Source organism: Spiroplasma endosymbiont of Halictus nicosiae, assembly GCF_978018445.1.
This window is the reverse complement of the sequence record NZ_OZ389573.1, coordinates 226,246-248,150: the sequence shown is the minus strand read 5'-3', so window position 1 is coordinate 248,150 and position 21,905 is coordinate 226,246. Positions and strand designations below refer to the sequence as shown.

The window sequence follows — 21,905 nt, the reverse complement described above, 5'->3', positions numbered from 1 at the left end:
ATGAATAAATTTATTGGAATTGGTAGAATAACAAAAGATATTGAAATTAAAAAAACAAGTAATGGAAAAGAATATGTCATATTTCAATTAGCAATAACTCGGCCATATTCTACTCAAAAAGAAACTGATTTTATACCTTGTCAAGGTTGAAATAAACAAGCAATTACTTTACAAAAATATTGTCAAAAAGGTAGTCAAATAGCAATTACTGGTGTTTTACAATCTTTTAAAGATAAGGATAATAAAATACATTGAATAGTTCAAGTATCTAATTATGAATTTTTACATACAAATAATGATTTAAAAAAATCTGATAAACCACAAGAAAAAATAGAATTTAATTCATCTGAGACAAAAGAATTATTTAATAATGATAATCAAAATATTGGTAATGATGAAACAATTTTATGAGATTAGATTTAAAACCTTTATATATTTTTAATGATGAATTACATAAGTATAGTATTTTAATACCTAGTGTAAGTAAAATTGTTAATATTTTAGTGCCAAAAGATTTTTCACAAATTGATGAGAATATTTTAAAATTAGCACAAAATCGTGGAATATGTTTACATAATATGATTGATGTTTGAATAAAAAATAATTTTGATGATGAATTAATTGAATTTATTGATTGTGAAATAAAATCACATCGTGAATTATTAAAAAATTTTAGAAAACTATATCAAGAAACTTTTAAAGATATTAAATTTAAATATTATGAAACTGAAAAAACACTTTATAGTCCTTTAATGTGTGGGACAACTGATTTTATTGGAATAACAACTGATAATGAATATATAATATGTGATTGAAAAATTACTAGTTCTAATGAGAAAACAGATATTGAACGCTATATTTGGCAGTTAAAACTTTATTATTTATTAGAAAAAGACTTTTGTATAGATAATAAAAAAATATTAATGATAATTATAAATCCAAAATTAAAAATAGTAATTAAAGAAAAAGTTGATATTACTAAACAAAATTTAGAACAAATTAAAGAAGCAATTTTAATATGACAAGAAAGAGAGGAATGAGAAAATGCCACAAGAAACTAAAAAAACATTAATAGCAAGTATTGGTGAAATACAACACGATTTATCATTATATTTAGAAAAAAACCAAACAATGCAAATGAATGGTAGAGCAATTTATAACTATTTTGGTGAAGCACAAGTATTAGAATTAGTTAAAAAAGAATTTAAAAAGCATCATATTACATATATTTGGAGTTATGTGAAAGATACTTTAAAAGTAATTAATGATATACCATATTTTGAAATGGAATTAACTTTATGTAAAGAAACAGAAGAAATTAAAACTTATTGACCTTTTACAGGGAAAAATACTGACCCCGCTAAAAGTATTGGGTCAGCATTAACTTATGGAGTTAAATATGTTTTAAGTAAATTATTAGGTTTACCAACCGAAGAATTAGACCCAGATAATAGTGAAATAAGTAAAATTAATTCTAAGCAAGAAAAAGAACAAACAGAAATTATTAACAATTCAAATCCAAATTGAATGAGTGAACAGCATTTTAATAATATTAAAAATTTTATTACAAATACAAAAATAGAACAAGATATTATTTCAAAAGGTAAAAATTGATTAAAAGAAGAATTAAATGTTGAAAAATTATCACCAGTTCTGATTAGAAAACAAAGCGAAGATTTTTATAATCAATTTAAAGAAAGATTTTTAAGATAATGATAAAAATTGGTATTGACCCATCAGGAACTGGTACTACGGCTATTGCTTTTTTAAAAGATAATAAATTAATTGAAAAATTAGAATTTACAAATAAAGATTGAATTAATCATACAAATGAAATTCGGAGATATAAATTTATTAGTTTATTTAATCCAGACGAATATATGTTTAATATTGAAGATTGTTTATATACATCTGCTAATGCTAGTAAGGATAGAGATGATTTATTACGATTATTAGGTGCAATAGAAAATAAATTAAATGAATTACAAATTAAATTTAATTGAGTATCACCAAAACATACTAAATCAGTTGTTAAAAATATGGAAAATTTAAGTAAGTATAATGATAGTTGTATTCAAGAATTTAGTAAAGATCAAAATTTAACTTATGAATATGGCAAAGGTTGATTTTATAATAATGAAAAAATAAGTAATCATTTACGCGATGCAATTATTATTGCTCATTATTAAGGGTTAATATTATGAAACATTCATATAATCAAAAAACAGGAAAATATTATTCTTGCAAAATTCGGAATGTTAATATTTACTTAAATGAAAACCAAGAAAAAGTTTGAAATGAATTTAATGACTTTACTTATTCACAACGAATTGAACATCTTAATAGCATCTTTTTGCTCTTGTTTTTTGTTGTTTACTTTAACTTGCTTTTTAACATTTTTAATTTGACCTGTTTTTAATGCTAATTCTGTTGCATATTCAGATCCTCGTAAATGTTTTTCATAAGAAATAACAGCAGTTCTTAATTCTCTAATTTCTGCTTTATATTTTTTAATTTTTTTAGCAGATAATCCTAGAATACCAAGACTACCCATTCCGCCCGCACTCGCTAACACAAGTAAAGTAATCATTAATGTATCATTTAACATTTTTTAATTCCTTTCTTATCCCTACTCAAACAGTGGCCATCTATCCTTTCAGAACAAAATAATTTATAAATTAAACTATATAACCACCCAAAAATATCAACCACCCCTATATATAGTCTATTTTAAATTTAATTCTTTGTTATTTTCTTCTTGTTTTTGTTTTTTAATATTTTCATTTTGTATATTTTTTAATTTTTCTTCTGTTATGCCATCTAAATCATTTCATTGTTTTGCTATTCGCGGTTGAATGACACGCGGATTAATACGGCAGTTCAAACAATGTCGTAAATGGTCTTTTTTTCATTTTGATTTATCAATTCAAATTATAATTAAAGAAATTATTAAAGTAATTAAAGGTAATATTGTAAATACTAATCCTACTTTAGATATTTTTAATCGTGGGATATCAATTTTCATATCAACTTTTGGTTTACTACTAGCAACAAATATACCTTGAATTCCGTGTGTAAATAAAGGTGTTATCAAAATAGCAATTCCATTACCTCAATATTGTCCATAATTATATCAATTAATTTCATCTTTAATGCCATTAATCATCCCATATTCTAATCAACAATTAATTAATAAAAATAATATTGTATAAAAACCAACAACTCAACTACGAATTTTATATTTTCTTTCTCATTCTCTAATATCTTTATGAGTTCAATTATAAGTTGGAATAGGGTCTTTTTTAAATCAATTTCAAGGTAAGGCACCCTTTAATCAAGTCGTTTTATCTTGTTTCATTAATTAAACTCCTTTCTAACTTACTTTTTTTCTTTCAACATGTAATGCCATTAATTTATTTTCAGAACTTATTTCGCCATTTTTTTAAGTTTTATACTATTAAAGGCAGCAAATAAATTAAATTCATAATGATTTTTATATGTTTCAAACATAATATTAATAATATCTCCGTCATTTTGATTAACACCAATTCATAGTTTATATATATATTTTGTAGAATCATAATTTCTAATTTGATATTTTTTGTCAGAAAAAGATACAAAATCACTAGTATTAACAACTTCTCAATCATTGCCACCACTAATATGTATATCACCACTACCTAATAATGAATTACCATTAATGAATTACCATTAATAGTTTTAATATTTGTACCACTTATTAATTTATCTTGTTTATTTGTTAAAAAATTAACAATGGAATTTGCATCATAATAATTATTTTTTAAATCTTTTGATGTTTTTACAATATATTTACCATCAACTTTTTCAATATAATCTTTATTTAAATCACTATCTTTAATAACATCTGATGGAATTTCACCACCTTGTTTTGATTTTCAAACACCATTTTCTTCATAAATAGTATCATTATCAAATGGAACAATAATTTTAATATATTCGTTATAATCAATTTTAGAAAAGTCATTAATAGTGGGATAACTTACATTTATAGAGTTATCTGTTTGTAATCGTTCTTTTAATCAAAATAATAATGTTGGATAAAAAGTTTTTTTACTAATATGTTTATATTCTTCTTCTCATGAATGAGCATAATTATCTAAATTATAATTATAAGGTCTAGATACTGTTTTACTAGATATAATATCAATTATTTCACCCGCTAATTTTAAAGCATTTTTAACATCACGAGTAATATTTTCATTTGCTTCAGGGTCATTAGTTTGTGAATAAGCAACACCACCTTGTAAAAATGAAGCACTACCAGTTAAATCATTAACTCCTTTGGGTAAATATCAATTTATAACTGCTAATAAACAAGCAGATTGAATATAACTTAATCATTTATCATATTCAATTAAACCAGTATTATCTTTTTTTACTCATGGAAATAAATTGTTTTTATTGATTTTATCTGAAATTGTTCCACCTGATAATCTATCCATTCATAAACTAGTTTTTAAAATAGCATTATAAATTAAATTATCATTATAAGCAGATTGTTTTCTATCATTAATAGGTTGTCAAAGTTTACTTTCTTTAACATCTTCAACTGTTATAAATAACAAATTATTTAAATTATTTTTCATATAAAACACCTCTTAATTGATTACGATATTTATTTTTTAAATTACTTGGCTTATAACTATTAACTCTTGCTTTTGCTTTCTTAATTTTTTTAATAGTTTGATTAGTTTTGTAAAACATATTTTTAACTGGTGTTTTATATAAATTCTTAATATTTTTAACATAACTTCGGCGTTCACGATATCATTTTTTATTATTAATTTCACCAGCAAAATTAAAATTAAAATGTCCAATTTTTAAATTATTAATAAACTTTTTAATTTGTTGTAATTTTTGAACTGTTGGTAATGTTAATTTAGTAGTTCTTTTGGGATATTTTTCTTTTAATGCTTGTGGTAATCGTTTTTTAATATAATCTCTTAAATGACTAGGTAATCATTTTCTTAATCAATAACACCAAAATAAAGTACCTGCATTAGATACAGCATTACTTAATAATTTTCATATTTCAACTGGAACACTAGGATAAACATATGGACCATAAAATTTCGGATGTTTTGCTGTTTTTGTATATATTAAAATAGTTAAATTACCTGTTAAAGTTAATTTATTTGTAATATTAAACATACCACTATCAAGTCAACTACTATTTAAAGGTTGTCAATTAGTATTTAAATAATTTTCATTTTTAAATTGTTCTCTATTTTTAATATTATTATCTTTTTCTAATTGACTTAATATTTGTTGTATTTCCTTTTTATGACCTTTTTTAATTAAATCTACATAAGTAAATGGATTTAATCACCGATAAATATCTTCAACTTTATTTGTAATTTTATTATATTTATCAGTAATATAATTAATTGGCTTTAATACTTTATTTTGAATTTGATTAACTCTATTAATTAAATTTACAAATTTACTTATTAAAGGTTTATTTTCTAAATTAGATACTAATAAAGTTAAAACTCGTAATATTAGTAAATTCATTTTCTATTAACCTTGTGGGTTTGGTTTAGATTCTGATGATAATGGTTGTGGAATTTCATAATCAATTGGTCCTCTAAATGTTTTATTTAAGTTTTTATAAGATGCTATTCTTTCTTCAAGTGTTGGTTTTTTTTCTAAAATAATTTTACATGTTTTTGGATATAAAATTGTTGGTGTTGCATATTGCACTTTACCAATTCATTTAGGATTAGCAGTATCATTATCTAAAACTTGTTGAATAGTATCCATATTAATTGGATATGCTCATACTTGTTTATTTAATAATAAACCATTTACATTAGTAAAATTATAACCTTTATCACGGTTAACTTGTCCTTTTGTATATGTTTTTTCTAAATGAAAACTTTTAGATACTGGAATTCCCATTGCTGTATTTTCATATAATTCACCATTAACCATTGCTTTTAATTGGGCTTGTGAACCAATTACTTTTAAATAAGCAGGTGTTAATCCTAAATAGGCTCTACGACCTAAAACCATAAACATTTTATTTGTTGGTAAACCAAAATATAAATTACTAATTTGATTTGTTAATTCAATCAAAGTTTCATTTAATGTAAAGAATGCTCTATTTGCATCATCAGCATTATCTGCTGTATAACTACGAAATGGAATTACTTCATATTGACCATCTGCTAAACAATAATCATAAATGGCCTGAATTAATTCACATTCTAAATTAACAAATTTATTCTGTACAACACTAGAAATAGCATCAGCAATAACACCATTTTTAATATTTTGTTCTATTAATGCCAAATCAAATGCTTCATTCATTAATTTTAAATTAAATCTTTTATCAATAGGAACTGGAATTCTTGTTAATCCCATTGTTTGAGTTGTCCCACCATTTGGTAATGAATAATCATCTTGTCATACCACACGATGAGTTAAATTATATAGTGCTTGTCCTGCATTTGGTAATCAAGCAACTTGTTCTGCGGTTGCTGTTGCATACTGCATAATACTTGCATATTCATTATATAAAGGTCCACGCAATAAAGCATTAACCATATCAACATAGACTTTTTGTCCTGTTGTATTACCCTGTAATATAAAAGGTACTTGTGGCAAATTAATTGTTGCCATAATATTTCACTCCCTTATTATCTAAGGTTTTTAAGTGTATAATCAGTTATTTTTTTAATTTCATCAGGAGTATATGCTCCTTTTTCTTTAAAAGTTTCAATTTCATCATTCTTATTTTCAGTTGATTTTTCAATTATATCTTTAATAAAATTAGTTGGTGAAACTGCTGGTTGTTCTTGTACAAACAAATCAGGTTTTAATTCTTTTAAAGTTTGCATTTTTTCAGATAAAGAACTACCACTAACTTTTTCTAAATTAGTTTTAATATCTTCAATTTTAGTAGATGGAACATCTTTAAATGCTTTTAATTCATCTAATTCATTAGCAACTTTTAAATAATCTTCTTTTGAAATAGTATCTTTTCGTTTTTATATACCTTCAATAATTTGTTTTGTTTCATTATGAAATTCATTTAAAATATTATCTGCAATTTCTTCACTTAAACCTTGTTCAATTAATTGTTCTTTTGTAAGTGCCATTTTATAAACCTCTCTTTTTTTATTCTTGTTCGAATAACAAGTCAGCATAAGTCTTTTTAAGGCGGAAAGCATAAACCGTAAATTACTTTTTTGTTAAAAGGATAAACCATTAATATTATTTTACACTATTATTTTATTTATTAAAATAAGCGCTAATTTTGCTTGTATATATATATATATATATATATAATGCAGGTAGATCTTGAGTAATGTTTCAAGACTAAAAAAAGGAGAAAAACAAGTATGAAAAAATTACTTAGTTTATTAAGTGTATTAACAATTAGTGGAACTGCTGTACCAAGAACAATTGCCACTAGTCCTTATCAAAAAGAAGAAACTAAATTAGAAAATAATGAAATTAGTTATTTACAAACAAATAATTTAAAAAATTTAAATAGAGTTAAAAGACAAGAAATAACATATCCAATATTAGAAGATGTGTTAATTGATTTAAGAAAAACTAGCATGAAAAAACCAATGCAATTTCAAATAGCTAATTTATGATGTGTTATTGCAATTTTAAAAAATATATTTGATAATAATATTCTTAATAATAAAGATCTTAAAGAAATGGAACAAGAAGAAATTACAAGTTTTTTTTCAGAAATAAATGTAAATAATGGTGTTTCGTTTTCAAATGTAATTGAAATGTTAAAAATAAACCCGATAATTAAGGAAAGTTTGGGATATAATTTAAAGGAAATTGATTTAACTCGATTATTTTGAAATAGATTAAATGATATAGAAAAAAGAATGTGGATAAGACATTTAATATGGGAATCTCTTTCTAGACAAGTCCCTGTTATTTTTGGTGGTTTTTTTGATTTAGAATATTATGGCCAAATATTTAATAACGCTTCTCATGCTGCATTAATTGTTGGAATCAAACCAAATAAAGAAAATATACTTGAAGATACTTATTATGTTAGAGATCCATGAAGAGACAGTAAAGGTGAATTTATTCTAGATCAAACTACAGAAATTTCAATGACGGGGGAACAAATTTTTAATATTTTATTTAATCAAATAAAAAACGGTAGCGTATTAATACATGAAGATGTTTTTCAATTATTTTGTGAAAAAGCTATTAGTATTTTTTCATCAATTTGAGAAATAACAAAACCAGAATTAATGGCAGCTATAGGCTATAGTATAATATAATTAAAATATGAAAAAAATATTAAGTCTTTTGGGAACAATCACTTTAATTGGAACAAGTACAACAAGTTTAGTTGCTTGTAATAACATAGCAGAATACACACCAGAAGAATTAAAATATTTAAAAAAAGAAAACCAAATAAATACAACGAATAAAAATATTAAAAACAATTTAGAGTGAATAGCGCCACAAGAAAAATCATTTAATAATGTAGATAATAAATATTATTATGTAGTATGACACAGTAATTCAAGTGAAAATTGAAGAATTACAAAATTTAAAAATGATACAAAAACATCAAAAGAAAATGGAAAAAGAATAATTGTTAATGAAAATGGTGTAGAAAAATTATTTATATTGAAAGAAGAAAAAGGATTTATTGGAAATAAAGAAATAGAATTTCCAAAAGATATAACAGTTCAATGAAACTCATCATTTACTTGAAAATTTAGTCAACCTGCTAGTAAAAAAGTTTTTAAATCAGTTTATCGTTGAAATTTAGATACTAATGAACCTGATTTAATTTTAGACGAAAATGACAATGTAATAGTTAACGGTGAATAAAAAAGAGATTATTATAAATCTCTTTTATTTTTATCTTGGTTTTATTGTAATTTTAACTGGATTATCACTTTTATTTTTAATACCTAGTACATTGGGATTATTAACATTTATTGTAATATTTTGATTATTACCAAAATATTTATAAAAATTCATAGTACTATAATTAAGATAAAATGGCGATAATTCTAAATATAATACTTTTGAAAATCTAATTTTTAATTTCATATCATTTGTATAATATGCTTGTAAATAAGTTTCTTTGATTTTATCATTAACTTTATTAGACAGTGATGTTATTTGTAATAAAAATAATAAAGTTGCACCATAAAGTTCATAGGTACTTTCATACAAATTCTTTATTAAACCATTAGTATAACCGATAGCGAATGTTTGAATATCATTTACTTTTATATTATCAGTATATAAAGTTATTGTATTCTCAAAATTAACATTATCACTTTGTGAGAGACCTGTGGAACGTAAACTTACATCGGTTAATGTTTTAAAATTATTTTTACAACTATCAACACCACCTAAAATATTAACATTTCTATTAGGAATAAAATTTTCTATAGCAGATTGTCCACATTTAACTTGTAAATTAGTAAGATTATTTATTTCTATTATTTTATAAGAATTAATAAATTTATCAATACTTTCAATTGTTGGGTCAATTTGTTTTAAATCAATTTCTATTTCATAATATCCATTAAAATAATTATTATTAAATAAATTATAAAAATTATTTCCTCTAATTATTGAAAGAGTATTAGAACACTGTGTTGGTATAGTAAATTTAGTTAATAATGGTTTTGCTGTATTAGCATCTCATATATTTTTTGTATATTCTTTGTAATTATATAAAACTGGTGGTAATACATATTGTGGGTAATTAAATGTTGGTATTTCATAGTCATGTGGTAGTAAGAAACTAGTTTTATAGTTAGTTGTCATATCGCGTAAATAATTATTTAATACGCTTTTTGTTTTTCCACGAAAACTTCATACTGATAAGCGTAAATAATCTTCTTCATTATTTGTATATGGGTTATCTGCATAAAAGATAATTTCAAAATTACCTTTATATAATGCTTGAATAGAAAACATATCAATTATATAACTACAATTTGTCCCATCAGGTGTTTGTAAGAATTCGCAATCATTATCTTTTTCACTATCACTAACTGGTGTTTGAGCATCTACTGATCTTACTAATTCATTAATTAAATATATGCGATTAGTTTTAGGGTTTAATTGTTTTAAATTGTAAGTTGAATAAGTTATTCGTTCTGTTGGTTTACCATCTTTTTCAAAAACATTGCCTTGTATTTTATCAGTTAATAAAGTAGTAAAACTAAAACTAGTAGCATTAGCACCAATCATAGCACCAATTTTATCATTTCCTTGTTCTCTAAATATTTCAAATGGTAAATAACCTTTACCAGCAGCCTTATCACCTCAAAAGGCATCATTATAAAAACTATAAACATTAGCACTCATAAAACCATTAAGTCATGGGAAATTAGGTCATTTATCATCTTGGGTAATTGTTAAATTACCAATTCAGTCCCAAGGAATACCAAACGAAACAAAGTTTAAAAACTTTCCAATAGCAGGTATCGTAAAAGGATTAAATACTAATTTTTGAGTGTAGTTTAAAGGTAATACTGTAATTTGGCGATTAATAAAATTATTTATATTTAAAATATCTCAAACATTACATGCACCCATTTTATTATATTCAATTTGAACTTGACCAACAGTATTACCAAATTCATCTTTTCTTCTAAAATATGATGATGCTTGGGTACTAATAATGTTATTAATAGTTCCACTATTTACTTTTACTTTATCTGGTGGAGTAATCATTCAATTTTTAGACCAATAAGGCTTAGAATTTGAATTTTCTTCCTTAATAGTTGTTCCAACAGTTGGATTAGTTGCTGTTGAACTTGCTTTATCTGTTATTATCATACCCTCATTATTTTTTTCAATTCAAAAATCAGACATTGATTGAATATATTCTTTTCAATCTTTATATCCAGTAATAATAGTTGGTTGAATACCTTGAATGTTATATCAACTTACTTCGGGTGAAGCATAAGTATTTATTTTATCAGGTGGTGCAGGAAACATATTATACATTAATAAGTCTCTTGAATTCATTACTTTTTTATTAAATTCACCTTTAATAATTGGTCGGCCAATAACTGGCATATCAAAAAATATCGGATTACCATAAAATTTAACTGCCATTGCTATAACCCCTGGGTCTTTTAATAAAATCTCATCTAATTCAACAATACCTTTATTTAGTTTTTCATCATAAGTTATTTTAGGAAAACAATAACCTTCACCTGGGGCACTTGTTTGAATAAATTGTCGTACTGATAAACCACTATTACTAATTTTGTCATTAATACTTGAAAATGTAATTTCTTGTCATAAGAAATCACCATCTTCTACGGAATAATAATTAATAACATTTGATGGATATAATCATTGTCTATCTTGGGGTGCAGAATTAATATCACCACCACCAATATTTAAACCACGGTCATTAAATACAGTATAAAAATTATAATAATCATTAATATTTAATTTAGTAATATCTTCATCTAAAATTAATAAAGTATATTGTCGTTCTGTTGATTGTTGAGTAAATACTTGTTCAAATTTAGCATCACCAAATTTAATAGAACTTACATCATCAACCATATAAGCATCTCAATATTTACCAACTTTTACCTCTTTTGTATAAAAGTTATAGGCTTTATTATCATTATTCATAAAATAACTTAATTTATATTGATTTAAGTATTCTAACATTCTATTAATATCATAAATATTTTCACCATCAATTAATTTTCAATAAACATTATTATTTTCATCTTTTAATTTTATAGCAAAAGGTGTTTCATTATTGGCTCATATAGTTGAGTTAATTGGTTGATTTTTAAAATCATCAATTGTTAAAATATTAATTTCTTCACCTTTATATTTTGGGACTATTTTCAAACTACCTTGTCATTGAGCAATCGTACTTTCCATATTATCAAATATTCGTGAATAACTACCATAATCACTTGGTTTAGCATTATTAGGTTTTCAACCTGTTTCAGTATCAGGAATATATGAACTATAAACATTAAAAGGAAATACCATTCAATGTTTATGTTCTTTTATACTTTCTCTTATATCTATTGCAGTAGCACCTGCTCCTGTTCTTAATCATTGCATAGCTGCTGGACTAATTTTTTGCATTTGTTAATTCTCCTTAATTTCTGTTCTACCTTGTACGGCATTTTGATTATTACCAGTTTCATCATATTCTAGTAATTTATTATTATGTTCAATTTCTTTGGCTTGCATTTTATCTTGTCATTTTTCTACTTTTTCAAAATATTTGGTTGCTTCTAATTCATCAATATTATCATATTCAGTTATTGCTCTTATTGGCTCCATTGTGCCATTTTCTAATCTAGCAGTAATTAATTCATTTTGTCGCATTTGGTCTATTAAACTAGCACTAACAAAATCAAATCCATAAGGGCGTTCACCATTTCCATCTCATAAACCATAATATTTTAAAACAGTATCAAACATTTTAGTATAATATTGTTTACGATATGATTGTAAATATGCTTGTTTTTCTAAATCTTTGGTTTTAGTTAATAATGATTGTGTTTTATTTTGGTTATTATCTGATTTATCACCAAAAGGACTAGAAAAATGACATGCTAAGTATACTTGTTCAATAATAGATTTTTGGTCTTCGGTATATGTTTCTAAGGTTGGTGTACCTTGTACTACTTGTAAAGATTGGGATAATTGACCATCTACTGTTGATGAACTTGATTGAACAAAAATATCATCAAATACATCTTGTAGCACTTTTTTATTGCCTTTGTTATAAGCAGTCATTAAATCATCACTTAGTATCCCATATCAATGCGTACGATTTGCATATCTTTCTTTTGATTTAATATTAAAACTATCTTCTAAATCAAATTGTAATTTATAACAATTTGCCATAGTTGGTCATGGATTTAAAGTGGTTGATGTTGATAAAAATAAAGGATTAGGTTCATTTATCATTTCTCAAAAGGGGACTATACCTAATTTATTTTTAAATTCTTGTACTAAAACAGGTCTAACATCATCTTTAATTTGTGTTTTACTTTGACCAACAACTACTTCATTATTTTTGGGTCAACCCTTAATGACTATTTTATCTTTGGTACAAATTAAATTTAAAATAAAACCACTATCTGATTGATGATAATTTAATCAAATATCAGCACCCTGTTCAATTTCATTTATTTTACTTACACGAGATGTAAAGTTAAAAGGGTTAATTCATAAATCAATATTGCTATCACTAGTTTCTAATAAACCAAAGATAGTTTTACCCATTAAACTTGCTGTTAATTCATTTTTATCTAATTTTTCTTTTATTTTATAAGTTTCATATCATCAATTTAATTTTTCTAAAATGTCTTTACGATGAGACTTAAATAAAATATCTTTACCATTTACTAATCGCATTTGATGGCGAGCAATAATATTGGCTAAATTAATTGTTCAATCATAATTATAAAATTTTAAAACACTATTAATATCATTTAAGTTTGGTAAACTAGGGAAAGTATTATTCATTGTTATTTTGCTCCTTTAAATTTAAGATAAGTGCATAATTAATTATATTTACTGTTAATAAATTTGGTTCATTTGATAAAACTTGTACACATACTTTAACTTTTTGATATTTCTTAATATATTCGTTATATAAATTTAAATTACATATTGCGATATTATCTTTTTTTAATTCTTGACAAAGTCTTTTTTTAACTTGTTCACAAACAGACATATAAGGTCTTTTTGCATTTATTACACGCTCATCATATATTACATAAATATCTTTTTTCATTAAGTTAATCACTCCCTTTGTTGTCATAATTTATAATCTGCTGAACTATTATGTTTAACCATTGGTACTAATTCAAAGTGTAAAGCATAAAAATCACTATCAAATGTATCATCGTATAAGTCCAACATTCGTTCTTCTCTGGCATCTGATTTATCTTCTCATTGAATTAATTCATATTGAGTTTTACTTACAGGACATTTTTCTCATAATCATTTTAATTGATTAGTATTTATTAACATTGTGAATGCTTCAATACGATGCTTTATTTTAAATTTCTGCTTTTGTGCTGGTTTAAAATGCATATATTGACCAAAAGAATAATTATATTTTTCTCGGTTTAAACTTTCTAATGTTGCATAAGCACTATCATCAACATTGATTGATATACCTTGCTGTATTAAATTAAAATATTGATTTAATTGATTGTTGTAAAACTCTAAAATATCTTTTACTTGTTCTAATGGTCCTTTAAATTGTTGTGTAGCATTTGAGTGTGTATATTCTGCTACTTTATATGCTTTTTTATCAAATGAATTATATATTCAAAAGCTCGCCGCTGTTGTATGTCCTTTGGGACTAGTAGAGTTTGCTAAATCAACACCACCTAATAATTTAGTTGGTTGAATAATATCTGTTGCATGCATAATATCAATATATCGCGCAAAGATTGAACCACTAGTATTACCAGGCAAACCTCAACTCCATACTCTTGACCTTTCAACATCTAATTGCTCTAACCTTAATTGCTCATTAATTTTATCTTGTGGTAATTCATAATTAAGTCTTCAACTAGAATAATAAATAATAATCTTCATATTTCATTTTTCAATATATTTAATTTGTTCATATTTACTACGCATTATTTCTTCATTAAAAGGTAATAATTCATTACAATAACCAACAATATATCTTTTTAAGCTTTCAGGATTACAGGTATTAATTGTTATTTTATTTTGATAACCACGAATAGCAAATTCTAAATCACTTAAATCTTTTTGTTGAAATTGATCACATTCTTCTCTTCAATCAATAACTAATTTATATTTATTCAAATCAGCAAAAGCTTTTAATTTTTCTTTCCGACTTGGTGAATGTAAACCTTTACAATATATTTTGCTACCATTTGATAAAGTAAAAGTAAAATTTGATAAATTAATAGTATAAGGTATATTATTTTCATCTAACATATTTCATATATTTTGAAATACACTATCTTTTAAATCTTTACTCCAATACATACTATCAATAATACAAATAAGTAAAATGATTAAGAATTATTATCACTTTCTTTTTTAATATCTCTAATATCCGTTTGTAAATTAACAATTATTGGTTGTTGATTATTTAAGTTTAATTCTTGTTCAAGTTCTTTTTCTTGGATTGAATACTTATAATTAAACGCTCGTTGTCAATATAATTTAGCACCATCAGGTGATTTTATCATAAACTCTATTATTTCCATTTCTATTTTTTGAATATTTTTTTCAATTAATGGAATTATGTTTTCGCTCCGGTAATTTTCTTGTCTTCAATGCTTAGAAAGATTCAGTTTATTGGTTAAATGACTAACAGAATATAATTGATTGGGTTTCTTATCGGTTCAAATCATACTGGTTTTGACAAAACAAAATCAACTAAAAAAAGACCTGTAATTGCAAATAAATTAGGAGTTGTAGATTTAAAAAATTATATCCTTATCAAAGTAAAAACAAAGAAAACAGAGAAACATACCATAAAGCAGTCGATTATTTTTTTAATGGTAAATATGAAGAATTATTAGAACGCTTAGAAAACAGTGCTTCTTTTATAAAAGAATCAAAAATGAAATTCTTAAAAAAGACAATTAAATTAATTAAAAATAATGAAGAAGGTGTCAGAAATCAATCATTATGAAATAATATTGGTTGTCATATTGAGGGTGATATATCACATTACTGTAAAGGTGTTTTGGTTAAAAAAGCAACTTATCATGAAAAAACTCTTAAAAATAAATTAAATACTAGTATGATGAATTTTAAAAATAAAATTAATTTATTTAATACTAATAAACCATCAGAAGAAAATAGAATTAATTATTCAGTTAATAATTTTGTAAATAATAATTTACAACCAAACTTATATTTTTATTAATTTTATCTAATAAATTAAATAACTTTAATAAACATGTATTTTTGTCGTGGAAAAATTTAAAAAATGTTAAAATATTGTTGACAATAAAATTAAAAGTAATATAATTTAGAAAAGTAAGTGGTATTTTTATTCCACAATTTCTAAGATATTAATTAAAACCCTTAAATAATACATACAGCCAAAAATTATTAATTATTTTTTCAGATGATAAATCAACAGGAAAGTTCATATTTTTTATTTTTACCATTTCGTATTTTAAAAGATATTTACTGTTATTATTAAAATTAGGATTTAATCTATCATATTCTTCATAAATTTTTGGTAATAATGCTGTAATTAATTCTTCTTCTGTAACATTTTTAACATCTTTAGCAATTATTTTTTCTGGTGTATTAATTTTTTCTACTTTAAAATTTAATGAAACACCATCAGAACTAGCATTAGGACTAGGACTACTTACAAAAGGTTCATTATTGCTAGTATTTGTTTCAACTTTAAAATGAATTGTTTTTTGGCCACTAAAATTGGCTATAGTAATTACTGCACTATTTTCAGTAATATTTGTAACATTGATGTTTTTTGTATCTAACTGTGGATTTAACTCTATTATTGCTTCTTTAATTTGTTGTTCTGTTGACTTGTTTAATCCATTATTAGTTTTAAATATATGTTGAAATTTATTATTTATTGTATTTCTTTTTACTCTATTTATTTTTTCTATGCCTAAATTTCCTCAATTTAATTTATTAATATCATTTTCATAATTATTTTTTTTTTTTTTTATTAGAACAAGAACAAGAACTTTCAATCAATGGAGCAGTTCCATTAATTGTTAATGCACTTAATAAACTAAGTAATTTTTTCATACTTGTTTTTCTCCTTTTCTTTATCTTGAAACTTTATTGAAACATTTTATCAAGATCTATTGACATTATATATAAGGACTATTTAAGAGTTTGAAAGAAAATTATTTAATTTATTATATGCAAAGGGTCAATCTGGGCTCGCGGAATTTCCATAAGTTTGTGAAAAATTCTTTAAAGTTTAAAAAAACTTTTGCCGCGCTTTTCAAAATACTTGGGAAAAATTCTAAGCGTTAAGCGAAGAATTTTAAATTTAAGAAAATCAACCGCTCGCCCAAAACCTCAAAAAACTATATAATTAACTTTATATATAAAAGAAAGGATTTTTTAAAATGGATAAAACAAAGCATCATTTTACTTTTAAAGAAAGAGTAATGTTAAAAGATTTATTAGAACTTGATTCTTTAAAAAGAAAAAATGGTAAACCCAATATATCTAAAATAGTAAAAATATTGCATAAAAATCGCAATACAATTAGACGAGAAATAAAAAGGTTAAAAGATAATGAATATGACGCTAAATTAGCACACGAAGATTATTTACAAAAACGACAAAAATGTTTTAAAAAATCATCATTATTGCTAAATATTTTAGAATGACTAGATCAAAAATATAACAAATTTGATGATTCACCAGAACAAATCTGTAAAAAATATGAAAAAGAGTTTGGTATTAAATTTCCAGTATGTTTTAAAACTTTATATAAATATATTCATTTGGGATTTTTAAATTTTAAAAAATATAATTTGTATTTTCATGGTAGAAAATATAAAACAAAAAATAGGATTGATAATCGCGGTAAAATAAGAAATTTTAGAACTATTGAAGAAGCAAAACATGATAAATATGAATTTGGTTGATTTCAAATGAACACTATGGTTGGTAAAAATAATAGTATTTGTTTAGTTTTAATCGAAGAATTAACGCAATTTAAAATCATTGAACCATTAAAAGAAAAAACAACAAAAGAAGTTACAAACGCATTAAAACGAATTTTTTCTAACAGATTTTTTAAAGATAGATGCAAAGGAATAATAACAAATCAAGGCAAAGAATTTGCTGATTGAGAAAAAATTGAAAAAATAACAAATGCTAAAGTATATTTTTGTGATGCTGGAACTCCAACTCAAAAACCCAAAGTTGAAAGAGTAATTCCTGATTTTAGACATTGATTTTTCAAAGGAATTGATTTAAGTATTTATTGAAGAAATTTTAGATTGACTATCTTCAAAAGAATTTTTTATACAAATGTTTAATTTTTAATATGATTACCTATAAAAATTTTAATCATTTTATTTTTCAGTTTGCCAAAATTCATAAATTTAAAACAAAACTACTAAATTTTTTTAAAATAAATTATATTGAACATTTATTTTATTGGTGTTATAATAAAATTAAGTAGATTGCTACACTTCATAGTACAATTTACAAAATGAAAAACCATTTGGGAAAATATTATCAAATAATCATAAACTAGAATATTTAGTTTTTATAGAAAATTGTTTATATACAAATGCCAGTGGCTCAAAAGATAGAGATGATTTATTGAAATTATTAGGTTCGTTAGAAACACAAGGATATATTGCTAATGTTTCACCACGCCATACTAAATCAGTTGTTAAAAATATAGAAAATGAAAGTAAGTATTATGGAAATAAAATTTATTGGGGAATTGATAGTAATTTAACTTATCAATATGGTAAAGGTTGATTCTATAATAATGAGAAAATAAGTAATCATTTACGAGATGCCATTATTATTGCTAATTATAAGGGTTAATATTATGAAACATTCATTTAATCAAAAAACAGGAAAATATTATTCTAAATTAATTCGTAATGTTAATATTTACTTAAATGAAAACCAAGAAAAAGTTTGAAATGAATTTAATGACTTTACTTATTCACAACGAATCGAATATCTTATTAATTTTTATATAAGTCACAACAAAAGTGATAAAGATAATAATTCTAACTAACTTAACCTTCTATATATATAATGTAAGAAATTAATAGAAAGAGGGTTAATTGGAATGAAAAAATTATTAAGTATAATAGGAACAATTTCATTAGTAGCAACAAGTACAACAAGTTTAATTGCTTGCAATAATACATCACAATACACCGAAGAACAATTAAAAGAACTAAAAGAAAAAAATAATATAAAAACAAAAGATGATATTTTAGAATGAATAGCACCACAAGAAAAACCATTTAATCAAGTTGATAATAAATATTATTATGTAGTATGGCGTGGTAACATAAATGATAATTGAAAAAGTATTAATTTTAAAAACGATATAGATTTAAATTCTATATCATTAAAAAGAAAACTTGACCATTGAAAACAATATGATTTATTTGTTTCTCCAAAAAGTTTAGTTATACATAAATATGATATTAATTCAAATGGTAACTGATGAAAAATGAATAATGATTATTTTAAATCAGTTTATCGTTGAAATGGTGAAGAACAAAAATTACCTAATTTAGATATTGATAAAGATGGTAATGTAATTGTCAATAATTAATAAAAAAATAGGGTTTTAGCCCTTTTTTTAATTTAATTCCAGATACTTTATGTGCTTTATGAGTGATGTCTCGTTTTGCTGCTTTATGTTGCAAAGTTGCTTCAATTAATTCTTCATTATCGTATTTTTCTAAATCAGAAATTGCGATTTTTAAATCATTAATATCTGTTTCAACACGAGCAATATTTTGAGTACCAACACCACCAAAATGATTTTTAATATCATTCATAACTAATGCAATATCTTCAAAAGCATCTTTAATTTCTGTAAAGATTTTTTCTTCGGTTTTTTCTCTGAAATCGTCAGTAATATGCTCTGCTTTTAATGAGATTGTTTTATTTTTAATTAATTTACTAATATAACCAACTAGTAAACTAGCAACAACCCCACCTACAACAGAAGCAACAATTACAATAATTCCAATTGTTGATGTAAACATAAATTGCCACCTTTCTATTTTTAATCTATATATTTTGCCGTACGTACATAATAATTATAACAAATATTATTTACTATTTTCAGTGTTTTTTAATACAATATTGATTTCAACTTTCTACTTGTTCTATTGTTTTTTTACAATTATGACAAATATTAACATTATGTTTTTTAAGATAATTACGAAATATTAATCATCCAAATAATAATAAATATAATATATAACTTGGTATTTTATAAACTTGTTCTAAACATTTACCAATAGGTAATTTAATTGCTGGTATTTTAGGTATTTTTGTTGTTAATCAAGCAGTACCATGTAAAATTGGATAAGATATAATAATCCCAGCATATCCAAAAAAGCCACCATCAGTTATATTATGCTGTCCAAACATAAACTCTTTAACTGGTTCTAATGATGGAATTCAATTAAAATGTAAACTAGTAAAAAATAAATCATATAAACTTAAAAATGGAGTATGATATAAAATTGACATTGCATTGTATCGCATAATATATGCTTTCTTAATATGAAATGGATATTTATCATATTTTAAAAACTTACGATTCTTTCAAGCCTTAAAACTTTTGCTTGGATTTCTTTGTTCAAAACCCAAGCGTTGTCAATATGTCCCATTATCATTCTTAATTGTAATATTTTTATTATCAATCATAATTAAACTCCTTTCTAATATTCATTTTTATTTAATTTTAATCATTTTTTATTAAATAATTCTTTAATATCATTTCTATTATTTGAAATAATTCTTCATATTGCATGTTTTTCAAGTAAATTTAATTCATTAATAGTTATTGCACTATTTATTTTTCTTATCAATATATCATAAGAATCCGATGTTTCTTTTGGCAAATCAATATCCATATCACGATTATAAATAGAATGTGGTTCATCTGACATTAATTCGCTATTATTTATTAATTTTCTTTTAATTGTTAAATCTTTAATAAGAATATTATTTGTTTCATTTTTAATTGATCCATCTTGCTTAATTGTTATGCTTTCATAAGAATTAGCTGCTAAAAATGAAAAAATTGATTTTTGTGATATTGTTTCAAAAAATGTGTTACAAATTCATTAGCAGATGAATAATCTGTTATTGAAATTGATATTTTATAGTAATGTTTTGTTAAATCATAATCTGGAATTTTAAATGTTAATTTTTCGTTTGCTTCTGGATAATTAATTAATTCTCAATCATTGCCACTACTAATAGATATATCACCACTCCCTAATAATGAATTACCATTAATAGTTTTAATATTTTCCCCACTTACTAATTTATCTTGTTTTAAATCAGAAACTGCAATCTCATTATTATCATTTTTAATGATAGTTTTATTATCAATTCTATTAAATGGTATTTTATTAGAATTAATTTTTAAATCTAATTTTTGAGGCATAGTATCAATTCTATTAATAAAATTAATTAAAATAGAATTATCACTTAAAGTAATATTAAAGTTAGCAATATAATTATTTCTTACTCAATCATAACTAGCATAGCCACTACCTTCATCAAATTCATATCTTTATCCATTACTAAATCAAGATTTATCTTTTTCTTTTAAATTAGCAAAGCGAATATTTTCATATAAACCAGCATTAATTAATATTTTTTGCACTTCATCAGGGACAAATTGCATATCTTGGGGAACATCAATATTATAGATGGTATGTTTATATTTGATAGATTTCATGCAATAAGAGAATTAAAGAATAATATATATTGTGGTAATCGTAGTAAAGAATCCTTTAAAAATTATTTACACGCAAAGGAATTATTTTTACAAGGAAAATACGACGAATTTATAACTTTTTTAAAATCATTACAGAATGAAAGAATTAAATTAAGGTATTTTATTAATTTAAAAAATGGTATTTTAAATCAAAGTAAAGAGTGAAATATTGGCGTATCTGCTGAAAGTGATGTTTCAAGAGTTGAAAAATCTTGTTTGGGATATGGGAATAAAACATTTTTATTTTCAACATTTAAAAATATTTTGGATTTAAAAATTATGAGATTTAATTTTAGTTAATTTAAAATAATTTAATTTTATTTTTTAAACTATTTTTTAGTATTTTAAAATATGAAATTATTTTTTGTATTTTTATTTTTTTGTGTTATTA

At 23.5% G+C, this 21,905-nt stretch carries 28 protein-coding genes and 1 pseudogene; 12 read left to right on the top strand and 17 right to left on the bottom strand.

Annotated features, from left to right (window positions below; genetic code table 4):
• Genes ACZ91P_RS01750 through ACZ91P_RS01735 form a run of 4 tightly spaced genes read left to right on the top strand, consistent with a single transcriptional unit; the run spans window position 1 to window position 2,189 of the window.
• The gene (locus ACZ91P_RS01750) at window positions 1–417 is read left to right on the top strand and encodes a single-stranded DNA-binding protein (RefSeq protein WP_465157737.1); all 417 of its coding nucleotides are present in this window, start codon (window positions 1–3) and stop codon (window positions 415–417) included.
• Window positions 408–1,061, top strand: a complete 654-nt coding sequence (locus ACZ91P_RS01745; RefSeq protein WP_465157736.1) for a hypothetical protein — start codon at window positions 408–410, stop codon at window positions 1,059–1,061. Before ACZ91P_RS01750 ends, ACZ91P_RS01745 begins: the two co-directional genes overlap by 10 nt.
• Window positions 1,045–1,713: an ERF family protein gene (locus ACZ91P_RS01740; RefSeq protein WP_465157735.1), complete on the top strand. Its 669-nt coding sequence runs from the start codon at window positions 1,045–1,047 to the stop codon at window positions 1,711–1,713. Before ACZ91P_RS01745 ends, ACZ91P_RS01740 begins: the two co-directional genes overlap by 17 nt.
• Window positions 1,713–2,189 carry a hypothetical protein gene (locus ACZ91P_RS01735; protein ID WP_465157734.1) on the top strand — a complete coding sequence of 159 codons (477 nt, stop codon included), beginning with the start codon at window positions 1,713–1,715 and terminating at the stop codon, window positions 2,187–2,189. The genes ACZ91P_RS01740 and ACZ91P_RS01735 overlap by 1 nt, the downstream gene beginning before the upstream one ends.
• An 80-nt stretch (window positions 2,190–2,269) precedes the next feature.
• Here ACZ91P_RS01735 and ACZ91P_RS01730 read toward each other — a convergent pair whose 3' ends face one another.
• The 7 genes from ACZ91P_RS01730 to ACZ91P_RS01700 form a co-directional block, all read right to left on the bottom strand.
• The gene (locus ACZ91P_RS01730; RefSeq protein ID WP_465157733.1) at window positions 2,270–2,608 is read right to left on the bottom strand and encodes a hypothetical protein; all 339 of its coding nucleotides are present in this window, start codon (window positions 2,606–2,608) and stop codon (window positions 2,270–2,272) included.
• A gap of 117 nt (window positions 2,609–2,725) precedes the next feature.
• A complete protein-coding gene (locus ACZ91P_RS01725; RefSeq protein ID WP_465157732.1) occupies window positions 2,726–3,358 on the bottom strand; it encodes a hypothetical protein in 633 nt (210 codons plus the stop codon).
• A gap of 322 nt (window positions 3,359–3,680) precedes the next feature.
• Window positions 3,681–4,628 (bottom strand): glutathione S-transferase family protein, encoded by a 948-nt coding sequence (locus ACZ91P_RS01720; RefSeq protein ID WP_465157731.1) that lies wholly within the window; start codon window positions 4,626–4,628, stop codon window positions 3,681–3,683.
• On the bottom strand, window positions 4,618–5,556 hold the full coding sequence (locus tag ACZ91P_RS01715) for a hypothetical protein (protein WP_465157730.1): 939 nt from the start codon (window positions 5,554–5,556) through the stop codon (window positions 4,618–4,620). The genes ACZ91P_RS01720 and ACZ91P_RS01715 overlap by 11 nt, the downstream gene beginning before the upstream one ends.
• A gap of 6 nt (window positions 5,557–5,562) precedes the next feature.
• The gene (locus ACZ91P_RS01710) at window positions 5,563–6,666 is read right to left on the bottom strand and encodes a hypothetical protein (RefSeq protein WP_465157729.1); all 1,104 of its coding nucleotides are present in this window, start codon (window positions 6,664–6,666) and stop codon (window positions 5,563–5,565) included.
• Between the two features lie 17 nt (window positions 6,667–6,683).
• Entirely contained in the window at window positions 6,684–6,884 is a 201-nt protein-coding gene (locus ACZ91P_RS01705) for a hypothetical protein (protein ID WP_465157728.1), read from the bottom strand.
• 150 nt (window positions 6,885–7,034) lie between these two features.
• Window positions 7,035–7,217, bottom strand: coding sequence for a hypothetical protein (locus ACZ91P_RS01700; protein WP_465157727.1), 183 nt, complete (start codon window positions 7,215–7,217; stop codon window positions 7,035–7,037).
• A gap of 171 nt (window positions 7,218–7,388) precedes the next feature.
• On the opposite strand from ACZ91P_RS01700, the gene ACZ91P_RS01695 reads away from it, so the two are divergent.
• Both ACZ91P_RS01695 and ACZ91P_RS01690 read left to right on the top strand, forming a co-directional pair.
• Window positions 7,389–8,306 carry a hypothetical protein gene (locus tag ACZ91P_RS01695; protein ID WP_465157725.1) on the top strand — a complete coding sequence of 306 codons (918 nt, stop codon included), beginning with the start codon at window positions 7,389–7,391 and terminating at the stop codon, window positions 8,304–8,306.
• A gap of 7 nt (window positions 8,307–8,313) precedes the next feature.
• Window positions 8,314–8,868: a lipoprotein gene (locus ACZ91P_RS01690; protein ID WP_465157724.1), complete on the top strand. Its 555-nt coding sequence runs from the start codon at window positions 8,314–8,316 to the stop codon at window positions 8,866–8,868.
• A 30-nt stretch (window positions 8,869–8,898) separates the two neighbouring features.
• Here ACZ91P_RS01690 and ACZ91P_RS01685 read toward each other — a convergent pair whose 3' ends face one another.
• Genes ACZ91P_RS01685 through ACZ91P_RS01665 form a run of 5 tightly spaced genes read right to left on the bottom strand, consistent with a single transcriptional unit; the run spans window position 8,899 to window position 15,407 of the window.
• Window positions 8,899–12,132, bottom strand: a complete 3,234-nt coding sequence (locus tag ACZ91P_RS01685; RefSeq protein WP_465157722.1) for a hypothetical protein — start codon at window positions 12,130–12,132, stop codon at window positions 8,899–8,901.
• Window positions 12,133–12,135: 3 nt separating this feature from the next.
• Window positions 12,136–13,527 carry a hypothetical protein gene (locus ACZ91P_RS01680; protein ID WP_465157721.1) on the bottom strand — a complete coding sequence of 464 codons (1,392 nt, stop codon included), beginning with the start codon at window positions 13,525–13,527 and terminating at the stop codon, window positions 12,136–12,138.
• Window positions 13,520–13,825, bottom strand: coding sequence for a hypothetical protein (locus ACZ91P_RS01675; RefSeq protein ID WP_465157720.1), 306 nt, complete (start codon window positions 13,823–13,825; stop codon window positions 13,520–13,522). Before ACZ91P_RS01675 ends, ACZ91P_RS01680 begins: the two co-directional genes overlap by 8 nt.
• On the bottom strand, window positions 13,798–15,036 hold the full coding sequence (locus ACZ91P_RS01670; RefSeq protein WP_465157719.1) for a PBSX family phage terminase large subunit: 1,239 nt from the start codon (window positions 15,034–15,036) through the stop codon (window positions 13,798–13,800). Before ACZ91P_RS01670 ends, ACZ91P_RS01675 begins: the two co-directional genes overlap by 28 nt.
• 29 nt (window positions 15,037–15,065) lie before the next feature.
• A complete protein-coding gene (locus tag ACZ91P_RS01665) occupies window positions 15,066–15,407 on the bottom strand; it encodes a hypothetical protein (RefSeq protein WP_465157718.1) in 342 nt (113 codons plus the stop codon).
• A 212-nt stretch (window positions 15,408–15,619) separates the two neighbouring features.
• On the opposite strand from ACZ91P_RS01665, the gene ACZ91P_RS01660 reads away from it, so the two are divergent.
• A complete protein-coding gene (locus ACZ91P_RS01660) occupies window positions 15,620–15,928 on the top strand; it encodes a hypothetical protein (RefSeq protein WP_465157717.1) in 309 nt (102 codons plus the stop codon).
• Between the two features lie 148 nt (window positions 15,929–16,076).
• Here ACZ91P_RS01660 and ACZ91P_RS01655 read toward each other — a convergent pair whose 3' ends face one another.
• A complete protein-coding gene (locus ACZ91P_RS01655; RefSeq protein WP_465157716.1) occupies window positions 16,077–16,736 on the bottom strand; it encodes a hypothetical protein in 660 nt (219 codons plus the stop codon).
• Between the two features lie 387 nt (window positions 16,737–17,123).
• On the opposite strand from ACZ91P_RS01655, the pseudogene ACZ91P_RS01650 reads away from it, so the two are divergent.
• From ACZ91P_RS01650 to ACZ91P_RS01635, 4 genes and pseudogenes are all read left to right on the top strand, one after another.
• A pseudogene (locus ACZ91P_RS01650) lies at window positions 17,124–18,054 on the top strand (IS30 family transposase).
• Between the two features lie 282 nt (window positions 18,055–18,336).
• Window positions 18,337–18,570, top strand: coding sequence for a hypothetical protein (locus tag ACZ91P_RS01645; RefSeq protein WP_465157715.1), 234 nt, complete (start codon window positions 18,337–18,339; stop codon window positions 18,568–18,570).
• A 4-nt stretch (window positions 18,571–18,574) separates the two neighbouring features.
• Complete coding sequence (locus tag ACZ91P_RS01640) at window positions 18,575–18,769, top strand: hypothetical protein (protein WP_465157713.1); 195 nt, start codon at window positions 18,575–18,577, stop codon at window positions 18,767–18,769.
• Window positions 18,770–18,823: 54 nt separating this feature from the next.
• Window positions 18,824–19,321, top strand: coding sequence for a lipoprotein (locus ACZ91P_RS01635; RefSeq protein ID WP_465157712.1), 498 nt, complete (start codon window positions 18,824–18,826; stop codon window positions 19,319–19,321).
• Here ACZ91P_RS01635 and ACZ91P_RS01630 read toward each other — a convergent pair.
• From ACZ91P_RS01630 to ACZ91P_RS01615, 4 genes are all read right to left on the bottom strand, one after another.
• Window positions 19,275–19,760 carry a hypothetical protein gene (locus tag ACZ91P_RS01630; protein WP_465157711.1) on the bottom strand — a complete coding sequence of 162 codons (486 nt, stop codon included), beginning with the start codon at window positions 19,758–19,760 and terminating at the stop codon, window positions 19,275–19,277. The two genes, ACZ91P_RS01635 and ACZ91P_RS01630, sit on opposite strands and share 47 nt — an antisense overlap.
• A gap of 73 nt (window positions 19,761–19,833) precedes the next feature.
• A complete protein-coding gene (locus ACZ91P_RS01625; RefSeq protein WP_465157710.1) occupies window positions 19,834–20,430 on the bottom strand; it encodes a hypothetical protein in 597 nt (198 codons plus the stop codon).
• Window positions 20,431–20,444: 14 nt separating this feature from the next.
• Window positions 20,445–20,675 carry a hypothetical protein gene (locus ACZ91P_RS01620; protein WP_465157709.1) on the bottom strand — a complete coding sequence of 77 codons (231 nt, stop codon included), beginning with the start codon at window positions 20,673–20,675 and terminating at the stop codon, window positions 20,445–20,447.
• Between the two features lie 119 nt (window positions 20,676–20,794).
• Window positions 20,795–21,178, bottom strand: coding sequence for a hypothetical protein (locus tag ACZ91P_RS01615; RefSeq protein WP_465157708.1), 384 nt, complete (start codon window positions 21,176–21,178; stop codon window positions 20,795–20,797).
• A gap of 273 nt (window positions 21,179–21,451) precedes the next feature.
• On the opposite strand from ACZ91P_RS01615, the gene ACZ91P_RS01610 reads away from it, so the two are divergent.
• Window positions 21,452–21,814: a hypothetical protein gene (locus ACZ91P_RS01610; RefSeq protein WP_465157707.1), complete on the top strand. Its 363-nt coding sequence runs from the start codon at window positions 21,452–21,454 to the stop codon at window positions 21,812–21,814.
• Window positions 21,815–21,905: the final 91 nt, after the last annotated feature.